Below are 19038 nucleotides of genomic sequence, written 5' to 3'. Positions count from 1 at the left end.
TTCTTTCTCTCCGGTTCAGCCACTCAAACAATCAGCGAATGATGGCGATCTTCTTGTGCAGGCGCTTGACCAGCCAAGAAAGGGCGTAGCACATGACGAAGTACACGACGGCCGCGAGCAGGTAGGCCTCGATCGGGCGGCCGAAGTTCTTGCCCGCGGTCTCGAAGCCCTTGAGCATGTCGTAGGCACCGATGGCGTAGACCAGCGACGTATCCTGGAACAGGATGATGGTCTGCGTGAGCAGCACCGGCAGCATGTTGCGGAAGGCCTGCGGCAGCACGATCAGGCGCATGTTCTGGCCGTAGGTCATGCCGACCGCCTGGCCGGCATTCACCTGGCCGCGCGGGATCGACTGGATACCGGCACGCATGATCTCGCTGAAGTACGCGGCCTCGAACGCCACGAAGGTGATCACGGCCGAGATTTCGGAGCGGTAGTTGGAGCCGACCGAACCGAACAGCGAATAGAACGACGCCGGCACGAGCAGGAAGAACCACAGGATCACCATCACCAGCGGGATGCTTCGCATGCCGTTGACGTAGATGGCCGCCGGCGCATCGAGCCACTTCTTGCCCGACAGGCGCATGAGCGCCAGGATCGTGCCGAAGATCACGCCGCCGATCGTGGCCACTATCGTCAGCATGATGCTGAAGTAGAAGCCCTTGACGACGAAGTTGCTGATGACGTCCCAGTTGTAGAAGGACAGGTCGAGATTCATCATGTCAGTGTCCTCCGCCGCCCGCGCTTGCAGACACGATGAAGCCCGGCACGCGGGTCTTCTTCTCGATGAATGCCATGAGGCGGTTGATGATGAGGGCCGAGATCACGTAGCAGCCCGTCACCGCAAGGTAGACCTCGATGCCGCGCGAGGTTTCTTCCTGCGCCTGCATGGCGAACATGGTGAGTTCGGTGACCGACACGGCGAACGCGACGGACGAGTTCTTGAAGATGTTCATCGTCTCGCTCGTGAGCGGCGGGATGATGATGCGGTAGGCCATCGGCAGGATCACGTAGCGGTAGTACTGCACGGTGGTGAAGCCCACCGCCATGCCCGCATAGCGCTGGCCCTTGGGCAGCGCCTGGATGCCAGAGCGCACCTGCTCGGCGATACGCGCGGAAGTGAAGAAGCCCAGCGCCAGCACCACGAGGATGAAGCTCGGCACGCCCTTCATGACGGGGATGAGCGCCGGGATCACGTGGTACCAGAGGAAGATCTGCACCAGCAGCGGAATGTTGCGGAACAGCTCGACCCAGGCATTGCCCAGCCGCACCAGCCACGGGCTGTCGGGCAGCGTGCGGATGATGCCGATGAGCGAGCCCAGCACCAGCGCCACGATCAGCGCCAGCAGCGCGACCGACACGGTCCAGCCCCACGCCGAGAGCATCCATTGAAGGTAGCTCGGATATTCCCCCCCGGGGTCTTGCAGGAATACCTGCCAATCCCAGTTGCCCATTTGTGTTTACTCCTTCTTCACCGTCTCTTCGAAAACCAGTCCCTTGAAAAGAAACGCCCACCGCGAAAGGTGGGCGTCATCACGCAGCGACGCGGCGCTTATTCCTTGGTGACGTAGTCTTCAGCAGGCTTGTCGTTCGGGTTGGCCCAAGCGTTCTTGGTGGCTTCGCCCAGCGGCAGGCCGATGGTCACGCCTGCGGGCGGAATCGGCTTGAGGAACCACTTGTCGTACAGCTTGGCGAGTTCGCCCGACTTGGCCTGTGCCTTGATGCTGTCGTCCACGGCCTTCTTGAAGGCGGCGTCGTCCTTGCGGATCATGATGGCGATGGGCTCGACGGCCAGCACGTCGGACAGGATCTTGTAGTCCTTGGGCGACTTCGACTTGGCGGCCAGGGCAGCCAGGATCGAGCCGTCCATCACGAAGGCGTCGGCGCGGCCGGTTTCGAGCAGCAGGAAGCTGTCGGAGTGGTCCTTGCCGTAGACCTCCTTGAAGGTCAGGTTCTCGGCGCGCTTTTGCTTGCGCACGGTCTGCAGCGGCGTGGTGCCGGTGGTGGTTGCAACCGTCTTGTCCTTCAGGTCGGCCAGCGAGTTGATGCCCGAGTTGGCCTTGACGACGATCTTGGTTTCTTCGACGTAGGTGGTCACGCCGAAAGCCACGTCCTTCTGGCGGGTGGCGTTGTTGGTGGTCGAGCCGCACTCGATGTCCACGGTGCCGTTCTGCACGAGCGGAATGCGGTTCTGCGAGGTCACGGGCTGGAACTTGACTTCGAGCTTCTTGCCGGCGGCCTTCTCGAGGTCCTTGATGATGTTGGCGCAGACGTCGTAGTGGAAGCCCGTGTATTGACCATTGCCCAGTGTGTACGACAGGCCCGACGATTCACGCACGCCTTCGGTGATGACACCGGAAGCCTTGATCTTGGCCAGCGTGTCATTGGCTTGCGCCATCGCGCCGCCAGCGGCCAGTGCCGCGACTGCCAATGCCAATACTTGTTTTTTCATACGGAAAACTCCTGAGGGTGACTGAAACAGATACAACTAAATTCTAGACATTTACATTTTGCGTGATACCCGGACCAACCCGGTGCATACACACACACGCTGCACCGGGCATGCGCATGGCAGCGCCAGCCTGGTGCGATCCTGCCTCCTGGCATTGTCCGACTTTCACTAAGCAGCCTTTATGCCCGAAGCCTGGCCCGAAGGCTCGGCAGCCGGCGGAACCGGTGCGGCCGACAGGCGCACCGGCTGCGTCAGGTTCTCGGGCACGAGCAGCGCCTCCATCTCGGCGCGCGTCATGATGCCCAGCGATTCGGCCACCAGGTCGATCGGCCCGCCGGTGGCGAGCGCGGTCTTGGCGATGAGCGCGGCCTTTTCGTAGCCGATGAGCGGGTTGAGCGCAGTGACCAGCGTGACCGACTCTCGCACCCTCTTCGCAAGGAACTCGCGGTTGGCCTCGATGCCGTCGACGCAGTTCACCTGCAGCGTGATGCAGGCCCGGCTCAGGTGCTGGATGCTCTTGAACAGGCTCCAGCCCATGATCGGCTCGAAGGCGTTGAGCTGCAGCTGGCCGGCCTCGGAGGCCATCGTCACGGTGACGTCGTTGCCGATGACCTCGAAGGCCACCTGGTTCATGACTTCCGGAATCACCGGATTGACCTTGCCCGGCATGATCGACGAGCCCGCCTGCCGCGCCGGCAGCCGGATTTCGCCGAAGCCGGCCTGCGGGCCGCTGGACAGCAGGCGCAGGTCGTTGCAGGTCTTGCTGAGCTTGGTCGCCACGCGCTTGAGCACGCCCGACAGCTGCACGAAGGCGCCCGTGTCCTGCGTGGCCTCGATGAGGTTGGCGGCCTGCTTGAGCGGCACGCCGGTCTGCTCGGCGAGGTACTGGCAGGCCAGGTTCGCGTAGCCGTGCGGCGCGTTGATGCCGGTGCCGATGGCTGTGGCGCCGAGGTTGATTTCTTCGATGAGCGCGCGGGCCTCGCCAAGGCGGGCCTCGTCTTCCCCGATCATGATCGCGTAGGTCAGGAACTCCTGGCCCAGCGTCATCGGCACCGCGTCTTGCAGCTGGGTGCGGCCGATCTTGAGGATGTCCTTGAACTCGAGCGCCTTGGCCTCGAAGCTGCGACGCAGGGTGGCCATCGATTCGAGCAGCCGGCCGATAGCGAACCACAGCGCCAGCCGCACTGCCGTGGGGTACACGTCGTTGGTGCTCTGCGAGGCGTTGACGTGGTCGTTGGGATGCAGCACGTCGTAGCGCGCCTTCTCGTGGCCCAGCTTTTCGAGCGCGAGGTTGCAGATGACCTCGTTGGCGTTCATGTTGGTCGAGGTGCCCGCGCCGCCCTGGATGACGTCGACCACGAACTCGTCGAGCAGCTTGCCGTCGATGATGTCTTCGCAGGCCAGGATGATGGCCGCCGCGCGGTCTCGATCGATGGCGCCGAGGTCGGCATTGGCGCGCGTGGCGGCCTTCTTCACGTAGGCCAGCGCTCGCACCAGGTCGGGCATGGCCGAGATGCGCGTGCCGGAGATGGGGAAGTTCTCGACCGCACGCGCCGTGTGCACGCCCCAGTAGGCGACGGCAGGGATCTGCTTGTCGCCGAGGAAGTCGTGTTCAGTCCTGAAATTGGGGCTCATACAGGTTCCTCGGCTTAAAAAAAAGCACGCGCAGGGCGCGTGCCGGAGATGTTGCTGTGACAGCGACTAAAAGCAGCCGCGACTGTAGAGGCGCCGGGTTCGGGGCGCCAATGCCGTTTGCGGGGAGTCCTATGCGCGGCATTTATAGATTGTGCGGTGCACAAATCTCCGTTGTCAGCGGTGCGGCTGGGTGCCGACCAGGTAAGACCATAGCGCATCGGCGGTGCGTTTGGGTTGCAGGCTGTCAGCGGCCGCGGCCTTGCTGGCGGCACGGCTGGCGCCGGCCTTGACCGGCACCGGCGCACCGGGCCGCTCGCGGTAGGCGCGGATTTCCATGGTCGCCTCGAGGCTGTCGATTTCGGGCGGCAGCGCGCTCACGAGCTTGCGCGCCTTGATCTCCTTGCGCACCGCACTCTGCGGCAGGAAGGCGATGCCGTGGCCTTCGAGCGCCATGACCTTCAGACCTTCGGCCATGTCGGTTTCGTAAACGCGGTCGAGGTGAATGGCAGTGCCCGACTCTTTCAGTAACTGGTCGACCACGCGGCCCAGGTAGGCGCCGGGCGCATAGCCCAGGTAGGGCAGCGGCTGGCCGGGACGCCCCGGCAGCCGGTAGCGCGGCGCGCCTTCGGCATCGGCCTTGACCCAGGGGGCCACGGTTTCCTCGCCGAGGCTGACCATCTCGTACTTGTTGGCATCGAGCTGCAGCGGCTGCGAGGGGTGGTGGTAGGCGATCAGCAGGTCGCAGCTGCCTTCGACCAGCCGCAGCACCGCGTCGTGCACGTTGAGCGCGATGAGGCGGCTCTTGATCGGCCCGAAGTGCTCGCGCAGGCTGGTCACCCACGAGGGGAAGAAGGTGAAGGCCAGCGTGTGCGGCACGGCGATCTCGATCACATCCTGCCCGGCGGCCGAGTGCCCGCGCAGCATGGCCCGGGTGCTCTGCAGCGATTGCAGCATCTCGATGGCCTGGCTGTAGAGCGTCTGGCCCGCTGGCGTGAGCCGTGTGGGGTAGGAGCTGCGGTCGACCAGGTCAGTGCCGGCCCAGCCTTCGAGCGCCTGGATGCGGCGCGAGAACGCCGGCTGGGTCACATGCCTCAATTGAGCCGAGCGGCTGAAGCTGCGGGTTTCCGCCAAACTGATGAAGTCTTCGAGCCACTTGGTTTCCATACGCGGCGATTATGCGAGCGCCGCGCCATACTGGGCGCCCCCTCCTTTTCCCGCACTCGCCATGCCTTCAGCCGACCTGCTCGAACTCAGCGCCACCGAACTCTCCCGCCGCGTCGCCAAGCGCGACGTGTCCTGCCGCGAGGTGATGCAGGCCTCGCTGGCCCGCATCGAGGCGCTGAACCCGCGCTTCAACGCCATCGTGTCGCTGCGCGATCCGGCGCAGTTGCTGGCCGAGGCCGATGAGCGCGACGCCGAACTGGCGCGCGGCGAACGGCGCGGCTGGATGCACGGTTTTCCGCTGGCAGTGAAGGACCTGAGCCACGCCGCCGGCCTGCCGACCTCCATGGGCTCGCCGCTGTCACCGCATTCACCGGCGCGCACCGACAGCCTGCACGTGGCCCGCGCCAGGGCGGCCGGCGCAGTCGTCATCGGCAAGACCAACACGCCCGAGTTCGGGCTTGGCTCGCACACCTACAACACGGTGTTCGGCATCACGCGCAACGCCTATGCGCCCGAGCGCAGCGCGGGCGGCAGCAGCGGCGGTGCCGCAGTGGCGCTGGCCCTGGGCATGCTGCCCGTGGCGGACGGCAGCGACATGATGGGATCGCTGCGCAACCCGGCCGCCTTCAACAACGTGATCGGCATGCGGCCATCGCGCGGGCGTGTGCCGGGCAACCCCGACGAGGAACTGTTCTTCCAGCAGCTGGGCTGCGAAGGCCCGATGGCGCGCACGGTGGAAGACGCGGCGCGGCTGCTGGCCGTGCAGGCGGGCTTCGATGCGCGCGTGCCGCTGTCGTCGCCGCACGCCCTGCCCTCGCCCGACGCGCTGCAGCTGGACGGCGACGGCAAGGGTCTTCGCATCGGCTGGCTCGGCAGCATCTGGCCCGACCTGCCGCTGGCCCCCGGCATCCGCGAGCTGGGCGAGAAGGCGCTCGGCACCTTCCGCACCATCGGCTGCGAGGTCGAGCCCTGCACGCTCGACGTGCCGCGCGAGCACAACTGGAGCGCGTGGCTGCGGTTGAGGCAACTGCTGGTGGGCGGCAAGCTCGGTGCCTACCTCAGCGACCCGAAGCTGTTCGGGCAGCTCAAGCCCGAGGCCCAATGGGAAATCGAGCAGAGCCGGCACCTCGATGCGGCTTCGCTGTACCAGGCATCGGTGTACCGCTCGAACGTGTACCGCGCGTTCCTGAAGCTGTTCGAGCGCTTCGACTTCGTGCTGGCACCGACCGCGCAGGTGTTTCCGTTCGATGCCGAATTGCACTGGCCTGCCGAGGTGAACGGTGTAAAGAGCGACACGTACCACCGCTGGATGGAGATCGTCACGCCGTTCACGCTGGCCGGGCTGCCGACGCTGAATGTGCGCGCCGGCTTCGGCGAAGGCGGGCTGCCGATGGGGCTGCAGCTGGCGGGGCCGATTCATGCGGACCTCGACGTGCTGCGGCTCGGGCATGCCTATGACCAGGCCTGCGGCTGGGCGGCGCACCGCCCCTCCGCATTGGGCTGAGGCCTCAGATCGGCGTCAACACGCCGCGCCCCGCGAAGTGCCCTTCGGCATTCGCGAGGAAATGGTCCACCGACTTCTGCGTCGCCTCGGGCGACCAGCCGGCCATGTGCGGCGTCAGCAGCACGTTGTCGAGGCCGACCAGCGGTTCGGGCCGCTTCGGCTCGCTCTCGTACACGTCGACGCCGGCCCCGGCGATGCGGTTCTCGCGCAATGCGGCCGCCAGCGCCTCGGTGTCAACGACGCTGCCGCGCCCGATGCTCACCAGGTAGCCCTGCGGCCCCAGCGCGTCGAGCACTTCGGCGTTGACCAGATGCTTGGTCGCGGGCCCGCCCGGTGCGGCCAGCACCAGGAAGTCGGCCCACGCGGCCAGCGACTTCAGGTCGTCGAAGTAGCGCTGCGTTGCGCCTTCGCGCGGCTTGCGGTTGTGATAGCCGACCTCCATGTCGAAGGCCGCCGCCCGCTTCGCGATCTTCTGGCCGATGGTGCCCAGCCCCAGGATGCCCAGCTTCTTGCCCGACACGTTCGGCGGCTGCGGAATGGCTTCGCGCCACACGCCTTCGCGGCACAGCCGGTCGAGCTTGCGGAACTCGCGCACGATGCTGATCAGCAGGCCGAAGGCGTGATCGGCCACGCAGTCGTCGTTGGTGCCTGCGCCGTTGGCCGTCGCGATGCCGCGAGCGCGCGTCACTTCGAGCGGCACGCCTTCGTAGCCCGCGCCCATGCAGCAGATCAGCTCCAGCGCCGGCATCGCCGCGATTTCCTCGGGCGTGATGCCGATGACGCCGATGGTCAGCACCGCGCGAAACTTCTTGCCGTGCTCGGCGATGGCGGCCGCGCGCAGGGCGGGGTCGAAGGCGTAGGTCATGTCATAGACCTCGGCAATCTGGGCCTGGTGGGCACTCGAGAGGCCGCTGAGCACCAGCAGGGGAATCTTGGTCGACACGTCTGAACTCCTGAGATCGATAAAAAGGAATGAATGATCGCGCTACATCAATGGAGTTGCTTCGCTCTTCTGCAAAGCCCACATCTGGGCGTAGCGGCCCTGCTTCGCGAGCAGCTGGGCGTGCGTGCCGCGCTCGACGATCACGCCCGACTCCAGCACCAGGATCTCGTGCGCATCGACCACCGTCGACAGGCGGTGCGCGATGACCAGCGTGGTCTTGTCCTGCGCGGCGCTCTTCAGCTCGGACTGGATGGCGCGCTCGTTGGCCGAGTCGAGCGCCGAGGTGGCCTCGTCGAAGATCACGATCGGAGGGTTCTTCAGCAGCGTGCGCGCGATGGCCACGCGCTGCTTCTCGCCGCCAGATAACTTGAGGCCGCGCTCGCCCACGGTCGTTTCATAGCCCTTGGGCGTGGCGGCAATGAAGTCGTGGATGCGTGCGGCGCGCGCGGCGGCCTCCACTTCTTCGCGGCTCGCCCCCGGGCGGCCGTAGGCGATGTTGTATTCGACCGTGTCGTTGAACAGCACCGTGTCCTGCGGGACGATGCCGATGGCGCGGCGCACGCTGGACTGGGTCACTTCGCGAATGTCTTCCCCGCCGATGGTGATGCGGCCGTGCTGCACATCGTAGAAGCGGTACAACAGCCGCGCGAGCGTGGACTTTCCCGAACCCGAGGGCCCGACCACCGCCACCGTCTTGCCGGCCGGAATCTCGAAGCTCACGTGCTTGAGGATGGGCCGTGCGGCCTCGTAGGCAAAGCTCACGTCCTCGAAGCGCACAGTGGCGTCGGCACCGGCCAGCGGCTGCGCGCCGGGCGCATCGCGCACCTCGCGCTCTTTTTCCATCAGCACGAACATCTTGTCGAGATCGGTCAGGCTCTGCTTGATCTCGCGGTAGATCACGCCCAGGAAGTTCAGCGGAATGTAGAGCTGGATCATGAAGGCGTTGACCATCACCAGGTCGCCCAGCGTCATGCGCCCTTCGACCACGCCCGAGGTGGCGCGCCACAGCATCAGCACCAGGCTCACGGCAATCAGCAGTTGCTGCCCGGTGTTGAGCATGCTCAGCGTGCGCTGGCTCTTGATGGCCGCCTTGCGGTAGCGGTCGAGACTGGCGTCGTAGCGGCCGGCCTCGAAGTCTTCGTTGTTGAAGTACTTGACGGTTTCGTAGTTCAGCAGCGAATCGACCGCGCGGCTCTGCGCCACCGAGTCGAGCTCGTTCATGGTCTTGCGGAACTGCGTGCGCCACTCGGTCACCGTCACGGTGAAGGTGATGTACAGCACCAGCGCCGCCGCCGTGATCCAGACGAACAGCGAATCGAACTTCACGCCCAGGATGGCGAGCACCAGCACCAGCTCGATGATGGTCGGCACGATGCTGTAGAGCGACATCGAGATGAGCGAATGCACGCCGCGCGTGCCGCGCTCGATGTCGCGCGTCATGCCGCCGGTCTGGCGCTCCAGGTGGAAACGCAGGCTCAGCGCGTGCAGGTGACGGAACACCTCCAGCGCGATCTGCCGGGCCGTGCCCTCGGTGGCCTTGGCGAAGATCAACTCGCGCAGTTCGCCGAACAGCGAGGTCGAGAAGCGCAGCAGGCCGTAAGCCAACAGCAGGCCGATGGGCACGATGAGCAGCGCCTGCGCCATGTCCGGCTTGGGCGTCATCGTGTCGACCAGGTTCTTCAGCAGCACCGGCACGCCGACGTTGGCCACCTTGGCACCCACCATGAAGGCCAGCGCCGCGGCCACCCGCCACTTGTACTGCCAGAGGTAGGGAAACAGGCGGCGCAGCGTCGCCCAGTCGGAACGGTCGCTGCGCTCCGGCGGGTGGCCGGAGACGGAGTGGGAGGGGGGAAGGGCTTCGCCGCTGCGGCGCATGGGAGACAATCGTGGTTGCTTGTTTGTTCCAGATTGTGCCCATGTCAGATACTTCCAGCGCTGCCGCTGCCGCCATCCTCAAGAGCCTGCCCACCGACATGGAGCTGGTGCTCAAGGTCATTCCGATGCCGGCCGACTGCAACGCCAACGGCGACATCTTCGGCGGCTGGGTCATGGCGCAGTGCGACCTGGCCGGCTCGGTGATCCCCGCGCGCTACGCCAAGGGCCGCCAGGCCACGGTGGCGGTGAACGAGTTCATCTTCAAGCAGCCGGTGCGTCTGGGCGACATCCTGTCGTTCTATTCGAAGCTGGTGCGCATCGGGCGCACCTCGGTCACGGTGACGGTCGAGGTGTTTGCCGAGCGCTTCCGGGCGCAGGGCGAATACATCAAGGTGACGCAGGCCACATTCACCTATGTGGCCATCGACGACAACGGCCGCCCACGGCCCATCGAACAGCAGCCCTGAGCAACGCCCCCGGGCTCAGACGCCCGGGTCGCGCACGCGCTCGAAGCGCTCGAATTCGCGGTTGACCCAGCGCCCGTCGCGCCGCTCGACGCGGCGGATGTACACGGTCTGCACGATGTCCCGGGTGTGGGCGTCAATCTCTACCGGGCCGCGCGGGCTGTCGAGCTTCACGCCCCGGAACGCGTCCACCAGCCGCTCCCCGACCACGCCGCCGCGCGCCATGGGCGAGCTCATCGCCGCATCGATGGCGGCAAGCGCATCGTGGGCCGCGACCGCGAAATACCCCGGGCGCAGATGGCTGCCGTACTCCGTCTCGAAGATGCCCGTGAAGCGGCGGTTGGCCGGCGATTCGTGGGCGAACGAATAGTGGTGGCTGGTGACGAGGCCATCGGCCAGCTCCCCGATGCCTTCGAGGTAGTGGTCGTCGGTGGCGTCGCCGGTGGCCAGCAGGCGGATGCCGGTGTCGGCCATGCCACGGTCGCGCCAGAACTTGAGGAAGGTGGCCGGCATCTGCCCCGAGGGCAGGAAGAAGAACACCGCCTGCGGCTTGAGTTCGCGCAGCCGCAGCATGTAGGCCGAGTAGTCGAGCGTGTTCAGCGGCACCCGCAGCATCGCGCCGACCCGGCCGCCGCCCGCGGTGATGCCCGAGACAAAGGCGCTTTCAGCATCGACGCCCGAGGCGTAGTCGGCCACCACGGTGCAGACGTCGCGCAGCCCCTGCTGGAGCGCCCATCGCGCCAGCGGCAGCGTGACCTGGCCGATGGTGAAGGACACTCGCACCGCGAACGGGCAGCGCGCCGTGATGCCCGAAGAGGCCGCATTCATCACCACCAGGGGCAGCTTGGCCTGCGTGGCGACGGTGCCGACGGCGTAGGCGTTGGAGCTGAAATCCAGGCCCGCCAGCAGGTCGACGCGCTCGCTTTCGACGAGGTCTTGCGCATGGCGGCGTGCCTGCTCGGGCGCGCTGCCGGGTACATCGCGCCGCAGCAGCTCGACCGGCCGGCCGGCGATGTTCTGGTTGTGCGCCGCCAGCCAGACGGCCATGCCGGCATCGAACTGCCGCCCGCCGCCCGCGTAAGGGCCCGACCATGAACCGATGACGCCGATGCGCAGCGGTCGCACACGCGCCAAGGCCAGCGAAGGCGCTGCCAAGGCACCCGCCAGCAAGCCGAAAGTACGCCGGCGCGTGAGGTCGATTGCTACTTTTTCAGTAGCATCATTCGCCCGCGGGACGGGCGTTGTGAGCGTTCTTGTCTCTGAAACTTGCACGGCGGCCAGTGTACGCGTGCAAGCCCCGAAAACGCATCAGACCTTGGAGAAGTCCGGCTTGCGTTTCTCCATGAAAGCACCGAAAGCCTCGCGTGCCGCCGGCTCGCGCAGCATGCGACCGAAGCTCGCGCCCTCCTCACCCATGCGTTCGAGCACGGCGGGCATCTGCGCCTTCTTCAGCAGACGCTTGGTTTCCACCAGCGCACTCAGCGGCTTGGCGGCCAGCTTGCGAGCCTGCGTCTGCGCGATGGCGTTCGCTTCGGTCGGCGGCACCACGCGGTTGACCAGGCCCACTTCGAGCGCGGCCTCCGCCATGAAGGGCTCGCCCAGCAGCAGCGCCTCGGCCGCGCGGTGGTAGCCCAGCATCTGCGGCACCAGCAGGCTCGATGCCGCCTCGGGGCACAGGCCCAGGTTCACGAAGGGCATCGAGAAAGCGGCGTTGTCACCCGCATAGACGAGGTCGCAATGGAACAGCATCGTGGTGCCGATGCCCACAGCCGGGCCGCACACAGCCGCAACGATCGGCTTGGGGAAGGTCGCGATGCCGCGCAGGAAGCGGAACACCGGTGACTCTTCCGTCGACGGCGGACCGTTGAGGAAGTCGCCGATGTCGTTGCCCGCGCTGAAGATCGTCGGGTCGCCCTGGATCAGCACGCAGCGCACGGCCGCTGCGCTTTCGGCTGTAGCCAGCGCGTCGGCCAGCTCGGCGTACATGGCGCTGGTGATGGAGTTCTTCTTGTCGACGCGGTTGAAGGTGATGGTCATCACACCGGCTTCGGTGTGGACGAGGATGTCGCTCATGGATGGTAGTCCTTGGATGAAAAAGATTGGCGCCGCGGTCAGGCGCAAAGGGCTTCGCGGACGAAATCGAGGCGGTCTTGCCCCCAGAACATCTCGCTGCCGACGAACATGGTGGGAGCGCCGAACACGCCGCGCTCCACGGCTTCCTGCGTGACGGCCTTGAGGCGGTCCTTGGTTTCCTGAGCACCGGCCAGCGCGAGCAGGCCCGCGGCGTCGAAGCCCGCATTTTGCAAGACGGCACCGACGGTTGCCGGGTCGTTGAGGTTCTTCGGATCGACCCACATCGCGTGGAAAACCGCATCGACGTACGCACCGAAACGCGCCGGCTCCTTCATCTGGACGCCCGTGGCGCCGCGCATCAGCAGCAGCGTGTTGATCGGGAAGTGGGGGTTGTGCACGAAGGGCACGCCGTAGCGCTTGGCAAAGCGCTTCAGATCGGTCGTCATGTACGGGCCCTTGGGCTTGATCTCGGCGGGCGAATGATTGCCGGTCGCCTGGAACACACCGCCCAGCAGCATGGGCTTCCACACCAGCTCGGCGCCTGTATCGGCGCAGATGTGCGGCAGTTGCGTCGCGGCCAGGTAGGCGGCTGGGCTGCCGAAGTCGAAATAGAAGTCGACGGATTTCGCCATGGGGTTGTCTCCTTCTCTCAGAATTTCTCGGACCAGGGCCGCAGGTCGAGTTCGTGCGTCCACGCGTCACGAGGCTGCGAATGCAGCATCCAGTAGCTGTCGGCAATGTGCTCCGGGTTCAGGATGCCGTCGCTTTCCTTCAACGCATAGCGCTCGGGGAAATTGCTGCGGATGAATTCAGTGTCGATGGCGCCATCGACCACCACGTGCGCAACGTGAATGCCCTGTGGCCCCAGCTCGCGTGCCATCGACTGCGCGAGCGCACGCAAAGCCATCTTCGCGCCCGAAAAAGCGCCGAAGTTCGCCGCGCCACGCAACGAGGCCGTCGCGCCGGTGAAGATGATCGTGCCGCGATGGCCGCCCTTGGGCAGTTCGCGCGCCACCATCCGCTTCGCCACTTCGCGTCCATTGAGAAAGCCCGAGAAGCAGGCCATCTCCCACACCTTGAAGTACTTGCGTGCGGTCTCGTTCAGGATGCTCTCGGGCACGTTGGCGCCGATGTTGAACACCATCACCTCGATCGGCCCGATGGTCGATTCGATCTGCTCGACAAGCGCGACCACTTCCTCTTCCTTGCGCGCATCACAGGCGAAGGCGTGCGCACGGCCGCCGTCGGCCTCGATCTGCGCGACCAGCGGCTGCAGCTTGTCGAGGCTGCGGCGCGTGACGCAGGTGGCAAAACCTTCGCGCGCGAAGCGGCGGGCAATGGCACCGCCGGTGGCATCGCCGGCACCGACGATGAGTGCGGCTTTCTGCAGGGTGGTCATGTCTCTTTATTCCTTGTAGTAGACGATCTGGTTCGAAGTGGCCAGCAGCACGCCCTTCTCGCTCCACAGATGCGCCGTCTGGTCGAAGAAGCCGTTGAAGAACTGCTGCCCCGCCGCGCGGCCCAGGAGATAGCCCGTGCCGACCTCGGCCAGCTGCGCCGGCCCGACGTGGAAGTAGGTGGTGATCGACACCGTGCCCGCGGGCACGTGCTTCGCGCGGCGCAGCCACACGCGCGGGTAGAACATGTCGCTCATCGCGGCGAGCGAGGCGAAGTCGAGCGGCCGTGGCTGTGCGTCGCGCAGCCAGATGCGGGTTTCGCTGTGGTGCAGGCTCTCGTCCCACTTCGCGGGAATGCCACCGCTGAAAGGGCGCATCTCGTACTGGTTGATCCACGCCACGCCGGACGGGCCGATGCTCATGCGGTCGACCGTCTCGGGCCTTGGCGCCTCGGGCATCGGCATGTCGCTCTCGCCCCAGGTGTCGCGGCGCGCGGCCGTCACCACGGTGGCGGTGGTCGTCATGTTGGGCGCGCCGCTGGGGCCGGCCTGCGTGATCTGCACCGTCCAGTGCTGCGTCGAGCGGTTGGTGCGCACGGCAGTGGCCTGGATGTCGAACGCGCCGGCTTCGATCGCCGCCGCGTAGTTGACGGTGAGCGCGATGGGCGTGCCCAGCACGTCGGGGTGCTGCATCACCGACTGCAGCACCAGGGCCGCAGTGGTGCCGCCGAAGGGCCCGACCATGTTCCAGTAGTCGGGGCTGGTCATGCCGGTGAAGTGCCCCACGCGGATGTCGCTGTGGTGGATCGTCAGGGCTTTGTCGAAGGGGTGCTGCGTGCTCGTCATGATCGGCAGTGTGCCTCCGGAGGATGGCGTCACGCAGTCGTGTGCGGGACGTTGGCGTGCTGCACCGCAGTACGTTCGGTCAACGCAGCCAGCCGGTGCAGCTTGTCGACCGTGCTCGGCCACAGGCTCTGGCTGAACTGCTCGCGGAAGAAGCCGAAGTGGCCGATGCGCCGGGCCTGCACGTCCGCCGGCGCGATGCGCTCGACCGCGCTCGGTGCGCCGGCATAGAAGCTCACCAGGCTTTCGGTGCCGGCGAGCGTCATGAGCTCGTCGTCGGTGATCGACAGCGCGAGCACTGGGAAGCGCACGCGGTTGTAGCTCTGCGATGCAAGCTCGCCCTCGGCACCCACGCTGTAGCGCGGGTTGAGACACCAGCGCCGCCATTGCAGGATCACGCCGCGCGGCAGGTCGCCGACCTTTTTCAGCTTGCGGCCCGGAAAGTAGCCGAACAGTCGCGTGACCAGCGGCACGAGCACGAACCAGAAGTAGAGGATGCTGCGCCTGAGCTTCGGCGCGTTCTCGCGCCAGTAGCCGCTGCCGGCCGCGATGCTGACGAGGCCGTCGACTTGTTCCGGGCGCTGCAGGAAGCCCGGCAACTGCGCGCCAAGGCTGTGACCCAGCAGGTAGAGCGGCTGGTCAGGCAGTGCGGCCTTGGCGGCATCGATCACCGCTTCATAGTCGCGCGCCCAGTCGAACAGGTCGGCCTTGAAGCCGCGCAGCGACGCATCGCCGCGCGAATCGCCCGAGCCCCGGTAGTCGAAGGTCCAGACGCGCAGGCCCTGCTGTTCTGCAAGCCACTGCGCGAAGGGTTCGTAGAACGACTGGCGCACGCCCATCGCGCCGCCGATCACGATGCTGGCGCGCGGTGCGCCGGCGGGCTCGTAGCGGCGCACCGCCAGTTGCTGTGCGCCGCCATCGACCTTCAGAACTTCCTGTTGCATGCTCGTTTCTCCAGAACGGTCACGGTCCATTCGCGGAACACCGCGGAACCGGCTTTGCCGGGCCGCAGGTGTTGCCCCCCTGCAAGGGGGTTGGCGCAGCGACACGAAGTGCGCGAAGCCTGGGGGTTTGCTCAAACCCTTTCGAAGATACCGGCAGCGCCCTGGCCCATGCCCACGCACATCGTGACCATGCCGTATTTCAGGTTCTCGCGGCGCAGCGCATGCACCACGGTCGCCGAGCGGATGGCGCCCGTAGCGCCGAGCGGATGGCCCAGCGCAATCGCGCCGCCCATCGGGTTGACCTTCGACGGATCGAGCCCCAGCGTGTTGATGACGGCCAGCGACTGCGCGGCAAAGGCTTCGTTCAGCTCGAACCAGTCGATGTCCTCGTGCTTCAGGCCCGCATAGCGCAGCGCGGCCGGAATCGCCTCGATCGGGCCGATGCCCATGATGTGCGGCGGCACGCCCTTGCTGGCGAAGCTCACGAAGCGTGCGAGCGGCGTGAGGCCGTACTGCTTCACGGCCTTTTCGCTCGCCAGGATCAGCGCGCCCGCGCCGTCCGAGGTCTGCGAGCTGTTGCCGGCCGTGACCGTGCCGCGCGCGGCGAACACGGTGCGCAGCTTGGCGAGGCCTTCGATGCTGGTGTCGGGGCGCGCGCCTTCGTCGAGGTTCACGGTGCGGGTCTTGGCAATCGACTCGCCGGTCTCCAGGTTCGGCGTGCGGTCGGTCACTTCGATGGGCGTGATCTCGTCGGCGAACTTGCCGGCCTTCTGTGCGGCCAGTGCCTTCTGGTGCGAGGCGAGCGCGAACTCGTCCTGCGCCTCGCGGCTCACCTTCCACTGCTGCGCGACCTTCTCGGCCGTGAGGCCCATGCCGTAGGCAATGCCCACGTCGCCCTCGCGCTCGAAGATCGAGGGCGACAGCGAGGGCGAGTTGCCCATCATCGGCACCATGCTCATGCTTTCGACACCGGCTGCGATCATCACGTCGGCCTCGCCGACGCGGATGCGGTCGGCCGCCATCTGCACGGCCGACAGGCCAGATGCGCAGAAGCGGTTGACGGTGATGCCGCCGACGCTGGTCGGCAGGCCCGCCAGCACCGCACCGATGCGCGCGACGTTCAGGCCCTGCTGCGATTCGGGAATCGCGCAGCCGCAGATGATGTCTTCGATGGCCTTCGGGTCGAGGCTGGGCACGGCGGCCAGCGCAGCGCGCAGCGTGGTGGCCAGCAGGTCGTCAGGACGGTAGTTGCGGAAGTAGCCGCGGTGCGACTTGCCGATGGGGGTGCGGGTGGCGGAGACGATGTAGGCGTCTTGTACTTGCTTGCTCATGAAATCTGTCCTTAGTTGCGCACTGGCTTGCCGGTGCTGAGCATCCCCATGATCCGCTCCTGCGTCTTGGGATGCACGATGAGCGAGCAGAACGCCTTGCGTTCCAGCGTCATCAGGTATTCCTCGGTCACGAGCGAACCCGCGTCCACGTCGCCGCCGGTGACCACGTTCGCGATCAGGCTGGCAATGTGGAAGTCGTGCGCGCTGATGAAGCCGCCGTCGCGCATGTTCACCAGCTGGCCCTTGATGGTCGCGGCGCCGCTGCGGCCCGCCACGCGGAAGGTGCGGCGCAGTGGTGCGCGGTAGCCGGCGTCGGCCATGGCCTTGGCCTGCTGCAGCGCCACGTACAGCAGCTCGTCCTTGTTCGGCACGATCACGTCGCTGTCGAGCAGGTAGCCCAGCTTCTTCGAATCGAGCGCGCCGGTGCCGACCTTCGCCATCGCAGCGGCGGTGAAGCCTTCGGTGAGGAACGGCAGCAGGTCGCTACCCGTGGAGGCCGCTGCGTTCTCCGCGGCACGACGCGCGATGTAGGTCAGGCCGCCGGCGCCGGGGATCAGGCCCACGCCGACTTCGACCAGGCCGATGTAGCTTTCCATTGCAGCCACGCGCTTGGCCGAATGCACGGCCAGCTCGCAGCCGCCGCCCAGCGCCATGCCGCGCACGGCCGAGATCACCGGCACGCTGGCGTAGCGGATCTTGAGCATCACGTTCTGCAGCTCTTCCTCGGCACCTTCGACCGCACCGATGCCCGCGACCACGAAGGCCGGCAGCATCGCCTGCAGGTCGGCGCCGACCGAGAACACCTCGTCGGGCGACCAGATCACAAGGCCCTTGTATTCGGCCTCGGCCAGCTCCACCGCGGCGCCAAGCGCCTCGGCCACGTCGGGACTGATGGCGTGCATCTTCGAATGGATGCTGGCGATGAGCACTTCGCCATCGAGCGTCCACACGCGCACGTCGCCTTCGTCGCTGATGGTGGTGCCGGCGGTGTTGGCGTCGGCTGCGTTCGCGCCGAGCACGCTCTCGGGGAACAGCTGGCGGTCATGCACCGGCAGCCTGCGCTGCGGCACGAACTTGTTCTGCGATGCGCTCCACGAGCCTCCGGGCGTGTGCACGCCGCCGGCCTCGGCCACCGGACCTTCGAACACCCACTTGGGCAGCGGCGCGCTGCTCAGTGCCTTGCCGGCGTCGATGTCTTCCTGCACCCACTTGGCGACCTGCGCCCAGCCGGCCTCTTGCCAGAGCTCGAACGGGCCCTGCTTCATGCCGAAGCCCCAGCGCATGGCGAAGTCGATGTCGCGTGCGCTCTCGGCGATGTCGCCCAGGTGCACGGCGGCGTAGTGGAAGCCGTCGCGCAGGATCGCCCAGAGGAACTGGCCCTGCGGTCCTTCGCTCTCGCGCAGGAGCTTCAGGCGTTCGCCCGCGGGCTTCTTCAGCATGCGGCCATACACCTCGTCGGCCTTGGCGCCGGCGGGCACGTACTCGCCGCTCTTCAGGTCGAAGCGCAGGATGTCGCGGCCGACCTTCTTGAAGAAGCCGGCCTTGGCCTTCTGGCCCAGGTTGCCCAGCTCCAGCAGCTTGGCGAGCACCGGCGGCGTCGCGAAGTTGGCATAGAACGGATCGGTCTCGGCGTTCAGGTTGTCCTGCAGCGTCTTCACGACGTGGGCCATCGTGTCGAGGCCCACCACGTCGGCGGTGCGGAAGGTGCCCGAACTCGCGCGGCCCAGCTTCTTGCCGGTGAGGTCATCCACCACGTCGGGCGTCAAGCCGAACTTCTCGACTTCCTTCAGCGTAGCCAGCATGCCGGCAATGCCGACGCGGTTGGCGATGAAGTTGGGCGTGTCGTGCGCGCGCACCACGCCCTTGCCGAGCGTGCTGGTGACGAAGGCTTCGAGGTCGTCGAGCACCTGCGGCTGCGTGGTGGGCGTGTTGATCAGCTCCACCAGGAACATGTAGCGCGGCGGGTTGAAGAAGTGAATGCCGCAGAAGCGCGGCTTCAGCGCTTCGGGCAATGCCTCGCTGAGCTTGGTGATCGACAGGCCCGAGGTGTTCGAGGCCAGGATCGAATGCTTGGCAACGTGGGGCGCGATCTTCTTGTAGAGATCGAGCTTCCAGTCCATGCGCTCGGCAATGGCTTCGATGATGAGGTCGCACTCGCCGAGCTTGGCAAGGTCGTCTTCGTAGTTGGCCTGTTCGATCAGGCCCGCATCGGCCACGTCGCCGAGCGGCGCGGGCTTGAGCTTCTTGAGGTTGTCGATGGCGCGCGTGACGATGCCGTTCTTCGGGCCTTCTTTTGCGGCCAGGTCGAACAGCACGACAGGCACGCGCACGTTGACGAGGTGGGCCGCAATCTGCGCGCCCATCACGCCGGCGCCGAGCACGGCGACCTTCTTCACTTGAAATCGGGACATGTT

Annotated in this window: 17 protein-coding genes; 2 read left to right on the top strand and 15 right to left on the bottom strand. The window is 66.4% G+C overall.

The window, feature by feature from the left end:
* Nucleotides 1–31: 31 nt before the first annotated feature.
* The 5 genes from ACTG4X_RS06015 to ACTG4X_RS05995 all read right to left on the bottom strand — a co-directional run bounded on the left by ACTG4X_RS06015 (nucleotide 32) and on the right by ACTG4X_RS05995 (nucleotide 5251).
* Nucleotides 32–721, bottom strand: coding sequence for an amino acid ABC transporter permease (locus tag ACTG4X_RS06015; RefSeq protein ID WP_093057309.1), 690 nt, complete (start codon nucleotides 719–721; stop codon nucleotides 32–34).
* A 1-nt stretch (nucleotide 722) separates the two neighbouring features.
* Entirely contained in the window at nucleotides 723–1454 is a 732-nt protein-coding gene (locus ACTG4X_RS06010) for an amino acid ABC transporter permease (RefSeq protein WP_093057308.1), read from the bottom strand.
* Between the two features lie 98 nt (nucleotides 1455–1552).
* Nucleotides 1553–2452, bottom strand: a complete 900-nt coding sequence (locus tag ACTG4X_RS06005) for an amino acid ABC transporter substrate-binding protein (protein WP_258351321.1) — start codon at nucleotides 2450–2452, stop codon at nucleotides 1553–1555.
* A 168-nt stretch (nucleotides 2453–2620) separates the two neighbouring features.
* Nucleotides 2621–4087 (bottom strand): aspartate ammonia-lyase, encoded by a 1467-nt coding sequence (locus ACTG4X_RS06000; RefSeq protein ID WP_093057306.1) that lies wholly within the window; start codon nucleotides 4085–4087, stop codon nucleotides 2621–2623.
* 174 nt (nucleotides 4088–4261) lie between these two features.
* Nucleotides 4262–5251: a LysR substrate-binding domain-containing protein gene (locus tag ACTG4X_RS05995; protein WP_093057305.1), complete on the bottom strand. Its 990-nt coding sequence runs from the start codon at nucleotides 5249–5251 to the stop codon at nucleotides 4262–4264.
* 61 nt (nucleotides 5252–5312) lie between these two features.
* On the opposite strand from ACTG4X_RS05995, the gene ACTG4X_RS05990 reads away from it, so the two are divergent.
* On the top strand, nucleotides 5313–6755 hold the full coding sequence (locus ACTG4X_RS05990) for an amidase (RefSeq protein WP_440533426.1): 1443 nt from the start codon (nucleotides 5313–5315) through the stop codon (nucleotides 6753–6755).
* A gap of 4 nt (nucleotides 6756–6759) precedes the next feature.
* Here the strand turns inward: ACTG4X_RS05990 and ACTG4X_RS05985 are convergent, their stop codons facing one another.
* Both ACTG4X_RS05985 and ACTG4X_RS05980 read right to left on the bottom strand, forming a co-directional pair.
* On the bottom strand, nucleotides 6760–7698 hold the full coding sequence (locus ACTG4X_RS05985; protein WP_093057303.1) for a 2-hydroxyacid dehydrogenase: 939 nt from the start codon (nucleotides 7696–7698) through the stop codon (nucleotides 6760–6762).
* A gap of 42 nt (nucleotides 7699–7740) precedes the next feature.
* A complete protein-coding gene (locus ACTG4X_RS05980; protein WP_440533425.1) occupies nucleotides 7741–9573 on the bottom strand; it encodes an ABCB family ABC transporter ATP-binding protein/permease in 1833 nt (610 codons plus the stop codon).
* 41 nt (nucleotides 9574–9614) lie between these two features.
* On the opposite strand from ACTG4X_RS05980, the gene ACTG4X_RS05975 reads away from it, so the two are divergent.
* Nucleotides 9615–10040: an acyl-CoA thioesterase gene (locus tag ACTG4X_RS05975; protein WP_093057333.1), complete on the top strand. Its 426-nt coding sequence runs from the start codon at nucleotides 9615–9617 to the stop codon at nucleotides 10038–10040.
* 15 nt (nucleotides 10041–10055) lie between these two features.
* Here the strand turns inward: ACTG4X_RS05975 and ACTG4X_RS05970 are convergent, their stop codons facing one another.
* The 8 genes from ACTG4X_RS05970 to ACTG4X_RS05935 form a co-directional block, all read right to left on the bottom strand.
* Nucleotides 10056–11162, bottom strand: coding sequence for an ABC transporter substrate-binding protein (locus ACTG4X_RS05970; protein ID WP_440534366.1), 1107 nt, complete (start codon nucleotides 11160–11162; stop codon nucleotides 10056–10058).
* Between the two features lie 183 nt (nucleotides 11163–11345).
* The gene (locus ACTG4X_RS05965; RefSeq protein ID WP_440533424.1) at nucleotides 11346–12110 is read right to left on the bottom strand and encodes an enoyl-CoA hydratase; all 765 of its coding nucleotides are present in this window, start codon (nucleotides 12108–12110) and stop codon (nucleotides 11346–11348) included.
* Nucleotides 12111–12148: 38 nt separating this feature from the next.
* A complete protein-coding gene (locus ACTG4X_RS05960; protein ID WP_093057300.1) occupies nucleotides 12149–12742 on the bottom strand; it encodes a 2-hydroxychromene-2-carboxylate isomerase in 594 nt (197 codons plus the stop codon).
* Between the two features lie 17 nt (nucleotides 12743–12759).
* Nucleotides 12760–13509, bottom strand: a complete 750-nt coding sequence (locus ACTG4X_RS05955) for an SDR family oxidoreductase (protein WP_093079137.1) — start codon at nucleotides 13507–13509, stop codon at nucleotides 12760–12762.
* A gap of 6 nt (nucleotides 13510–13515) precedes the next feature.
* Complete coding sequence (locus ACTG4X_RS05950) at nucleotides 13516–14352, bottom strand: acyl-CoA thioesterase (protein WP_093079139.1); 837 nt, start codon at nucleotides 14350–14352, stop codon at nucleotides 13516–13518.
* A 29-nt stretch (nucleotides 14353–14381) separates the two neighbouring features.
* Complete coding sequence (locus ACTG4X_RS05945; protein ID WP_354336887.1) at nucleotides 14382–15293, bottom strand: alpha/beta hydrolase family protein; 912 nt, start codon at nucleotides 15291–15293, stop codon at nucleotides 14382–14384.
* Nucleotides 15294–15424: 131 nt separating this feature from the next.
* Complete coding sequence (locus ACTG4X_RS05940; protein WP_093057296.1) at nucleotides 15425–16624, bottom strand: acetyl-CoA C-acyltransferase; 1200 nt, start codon at nucleotides 16622–16624, stop codon at nucleotides 15425–15427.
* Nucleotides 16625–16635: 11 nt separating this feature from the next.
* The gene (locus ACTG4X_RS05935; RefSeq protein WP_440533423.1) at nucleotides 16636–19035 is read right to left on the bottom strand and encodes a 3-hydroxyacyl-CoA dehydrogenase/enoyl-CoA hydratase family protein; all 2400 of its coding nucleotides are present in this window, start codon (nucleotides 19033–19035) and stop codon (nucleotides 16636–16638) included.
* Nucleotides 19036–19038: the final 3 nt, after the last annotated feature.

This window comes from Variovorax sp. YR566, from assembly GCF_051992195.1.
GTDB lineage: Bacteria > Pseudomonadota > Gammaproteobacteria > Burkholderiales > Burkholderiaceae_C > Variovorax.
Note: the sequence above shows the minus strand (reverse complement) of the source record. Positions and strands in the feature narration are given on the sequence as shown.

Coding starts and splice junctions, on each gene's coding strand:
- ACTG4X_RS06015 (WP_093057309.1), bottom strand. CDS start 721: ATGATGAATCTCGACCTGTCCTTCTACAACTGGGACGTCATCAGCAAC.
- ACTG4X_RS06010 (WP_093057308.1), bottom strand. CDS start 1,454: ATGGGCAACTGGGATTGGCAGGTATTCCTGCAAGACCCCGGGGGGGAA.
- ACTG4X_RS06005 (WP_258351321.1), bottom strand. CDS start 2,452: ATGAAAAAACAAGTATTGGCATTGGCAGTCGCGGCACTGGCCGCTGGC.
- ACTG4X_RS06000 (WP_093057306.1), bottom strand. CDS start 4,087: ATGAGCCCCAATTTCAGGACTGAACACGACTTCCTCGGCGACAAGCAG.
- ACTG4X_RS05995 (WP_093057305.1), bottom strand. CDS start 5,251: ATGGAAACCAAGTGGCTCGAAGACTTCATCAGTTTGGCGGAAACCCGC.
- ACTG4X_RS05990 (WP_440533426.1), top strand. CDS start 5,313: ATGCCTTCAGCCGACCTGCTCGAACTCAGCGCCACCGAACTCTCCCGC.
- ACTG4X_RS05980 (WP_440533425.1), bottom strand. CDS start 9,573: ATGCGCCGCAGCGGCGAAGCCCTTCCCCCCTCCCACTCCGTCTCCGGC.
- ACTG4X_RS05975 (WP_093057333.1), top strand. CDS start 9,615: ATGTCAGATACTTCCAGCGCTGCCGCTGCCGCCATCCTCAAGAGCCTG.
- ACTG4X_RS05965 (WP_440533424.1), bottom strand. CDS start 12,110: ATGAGCGACATCCTCGTCCACACCGAAGCCGGTGTGATGACCATCACC.
- ACTG4X_RS05960 (WP_093057300.1), bottom strand. CDS start 12,742: ATGGCGAAATCCGTCGACTTCTATTTCGACTTCGGCAGCCCAGCCGCC.
- ACTG4X_RS05955 (WP_093079137.1), bottom strand. CDS start 13,509: ATGACCACCCTGCAGAAAGCCGCACTCATCGTCGGTGCCGGCGATGCC.
- ACTG4X_RS05950 (WP_093079139.1), bottom strand. CDS start 14,352: ATGACGAGCACGCAGCACCCCTTCGACAAAGCCCTGACGATCCACCAC.
- ACTG4X_RS05945 (WP_354336887.1), bottom strand. CDS start 15,293: ATGCAACAGGAAGTTCTGAAGGTCGATGGCGGCGCACAGCAACTGGCG.
- ACTG4X_RS05940 (WP_093057296.1), bottom strand. CDS start 16,624: ATGAGCAAGCAAGTACAAGACGCCTACATCGTCTCCGCCACCCGCACC.
- ACTG4X_RS05935 (WP_440533423.1), bottom strand. CDS start 19,035: ATGTCCCGATTTCAAGTGAAGAAGGTCGCCGTGCTCGGCGCCGGCGTG.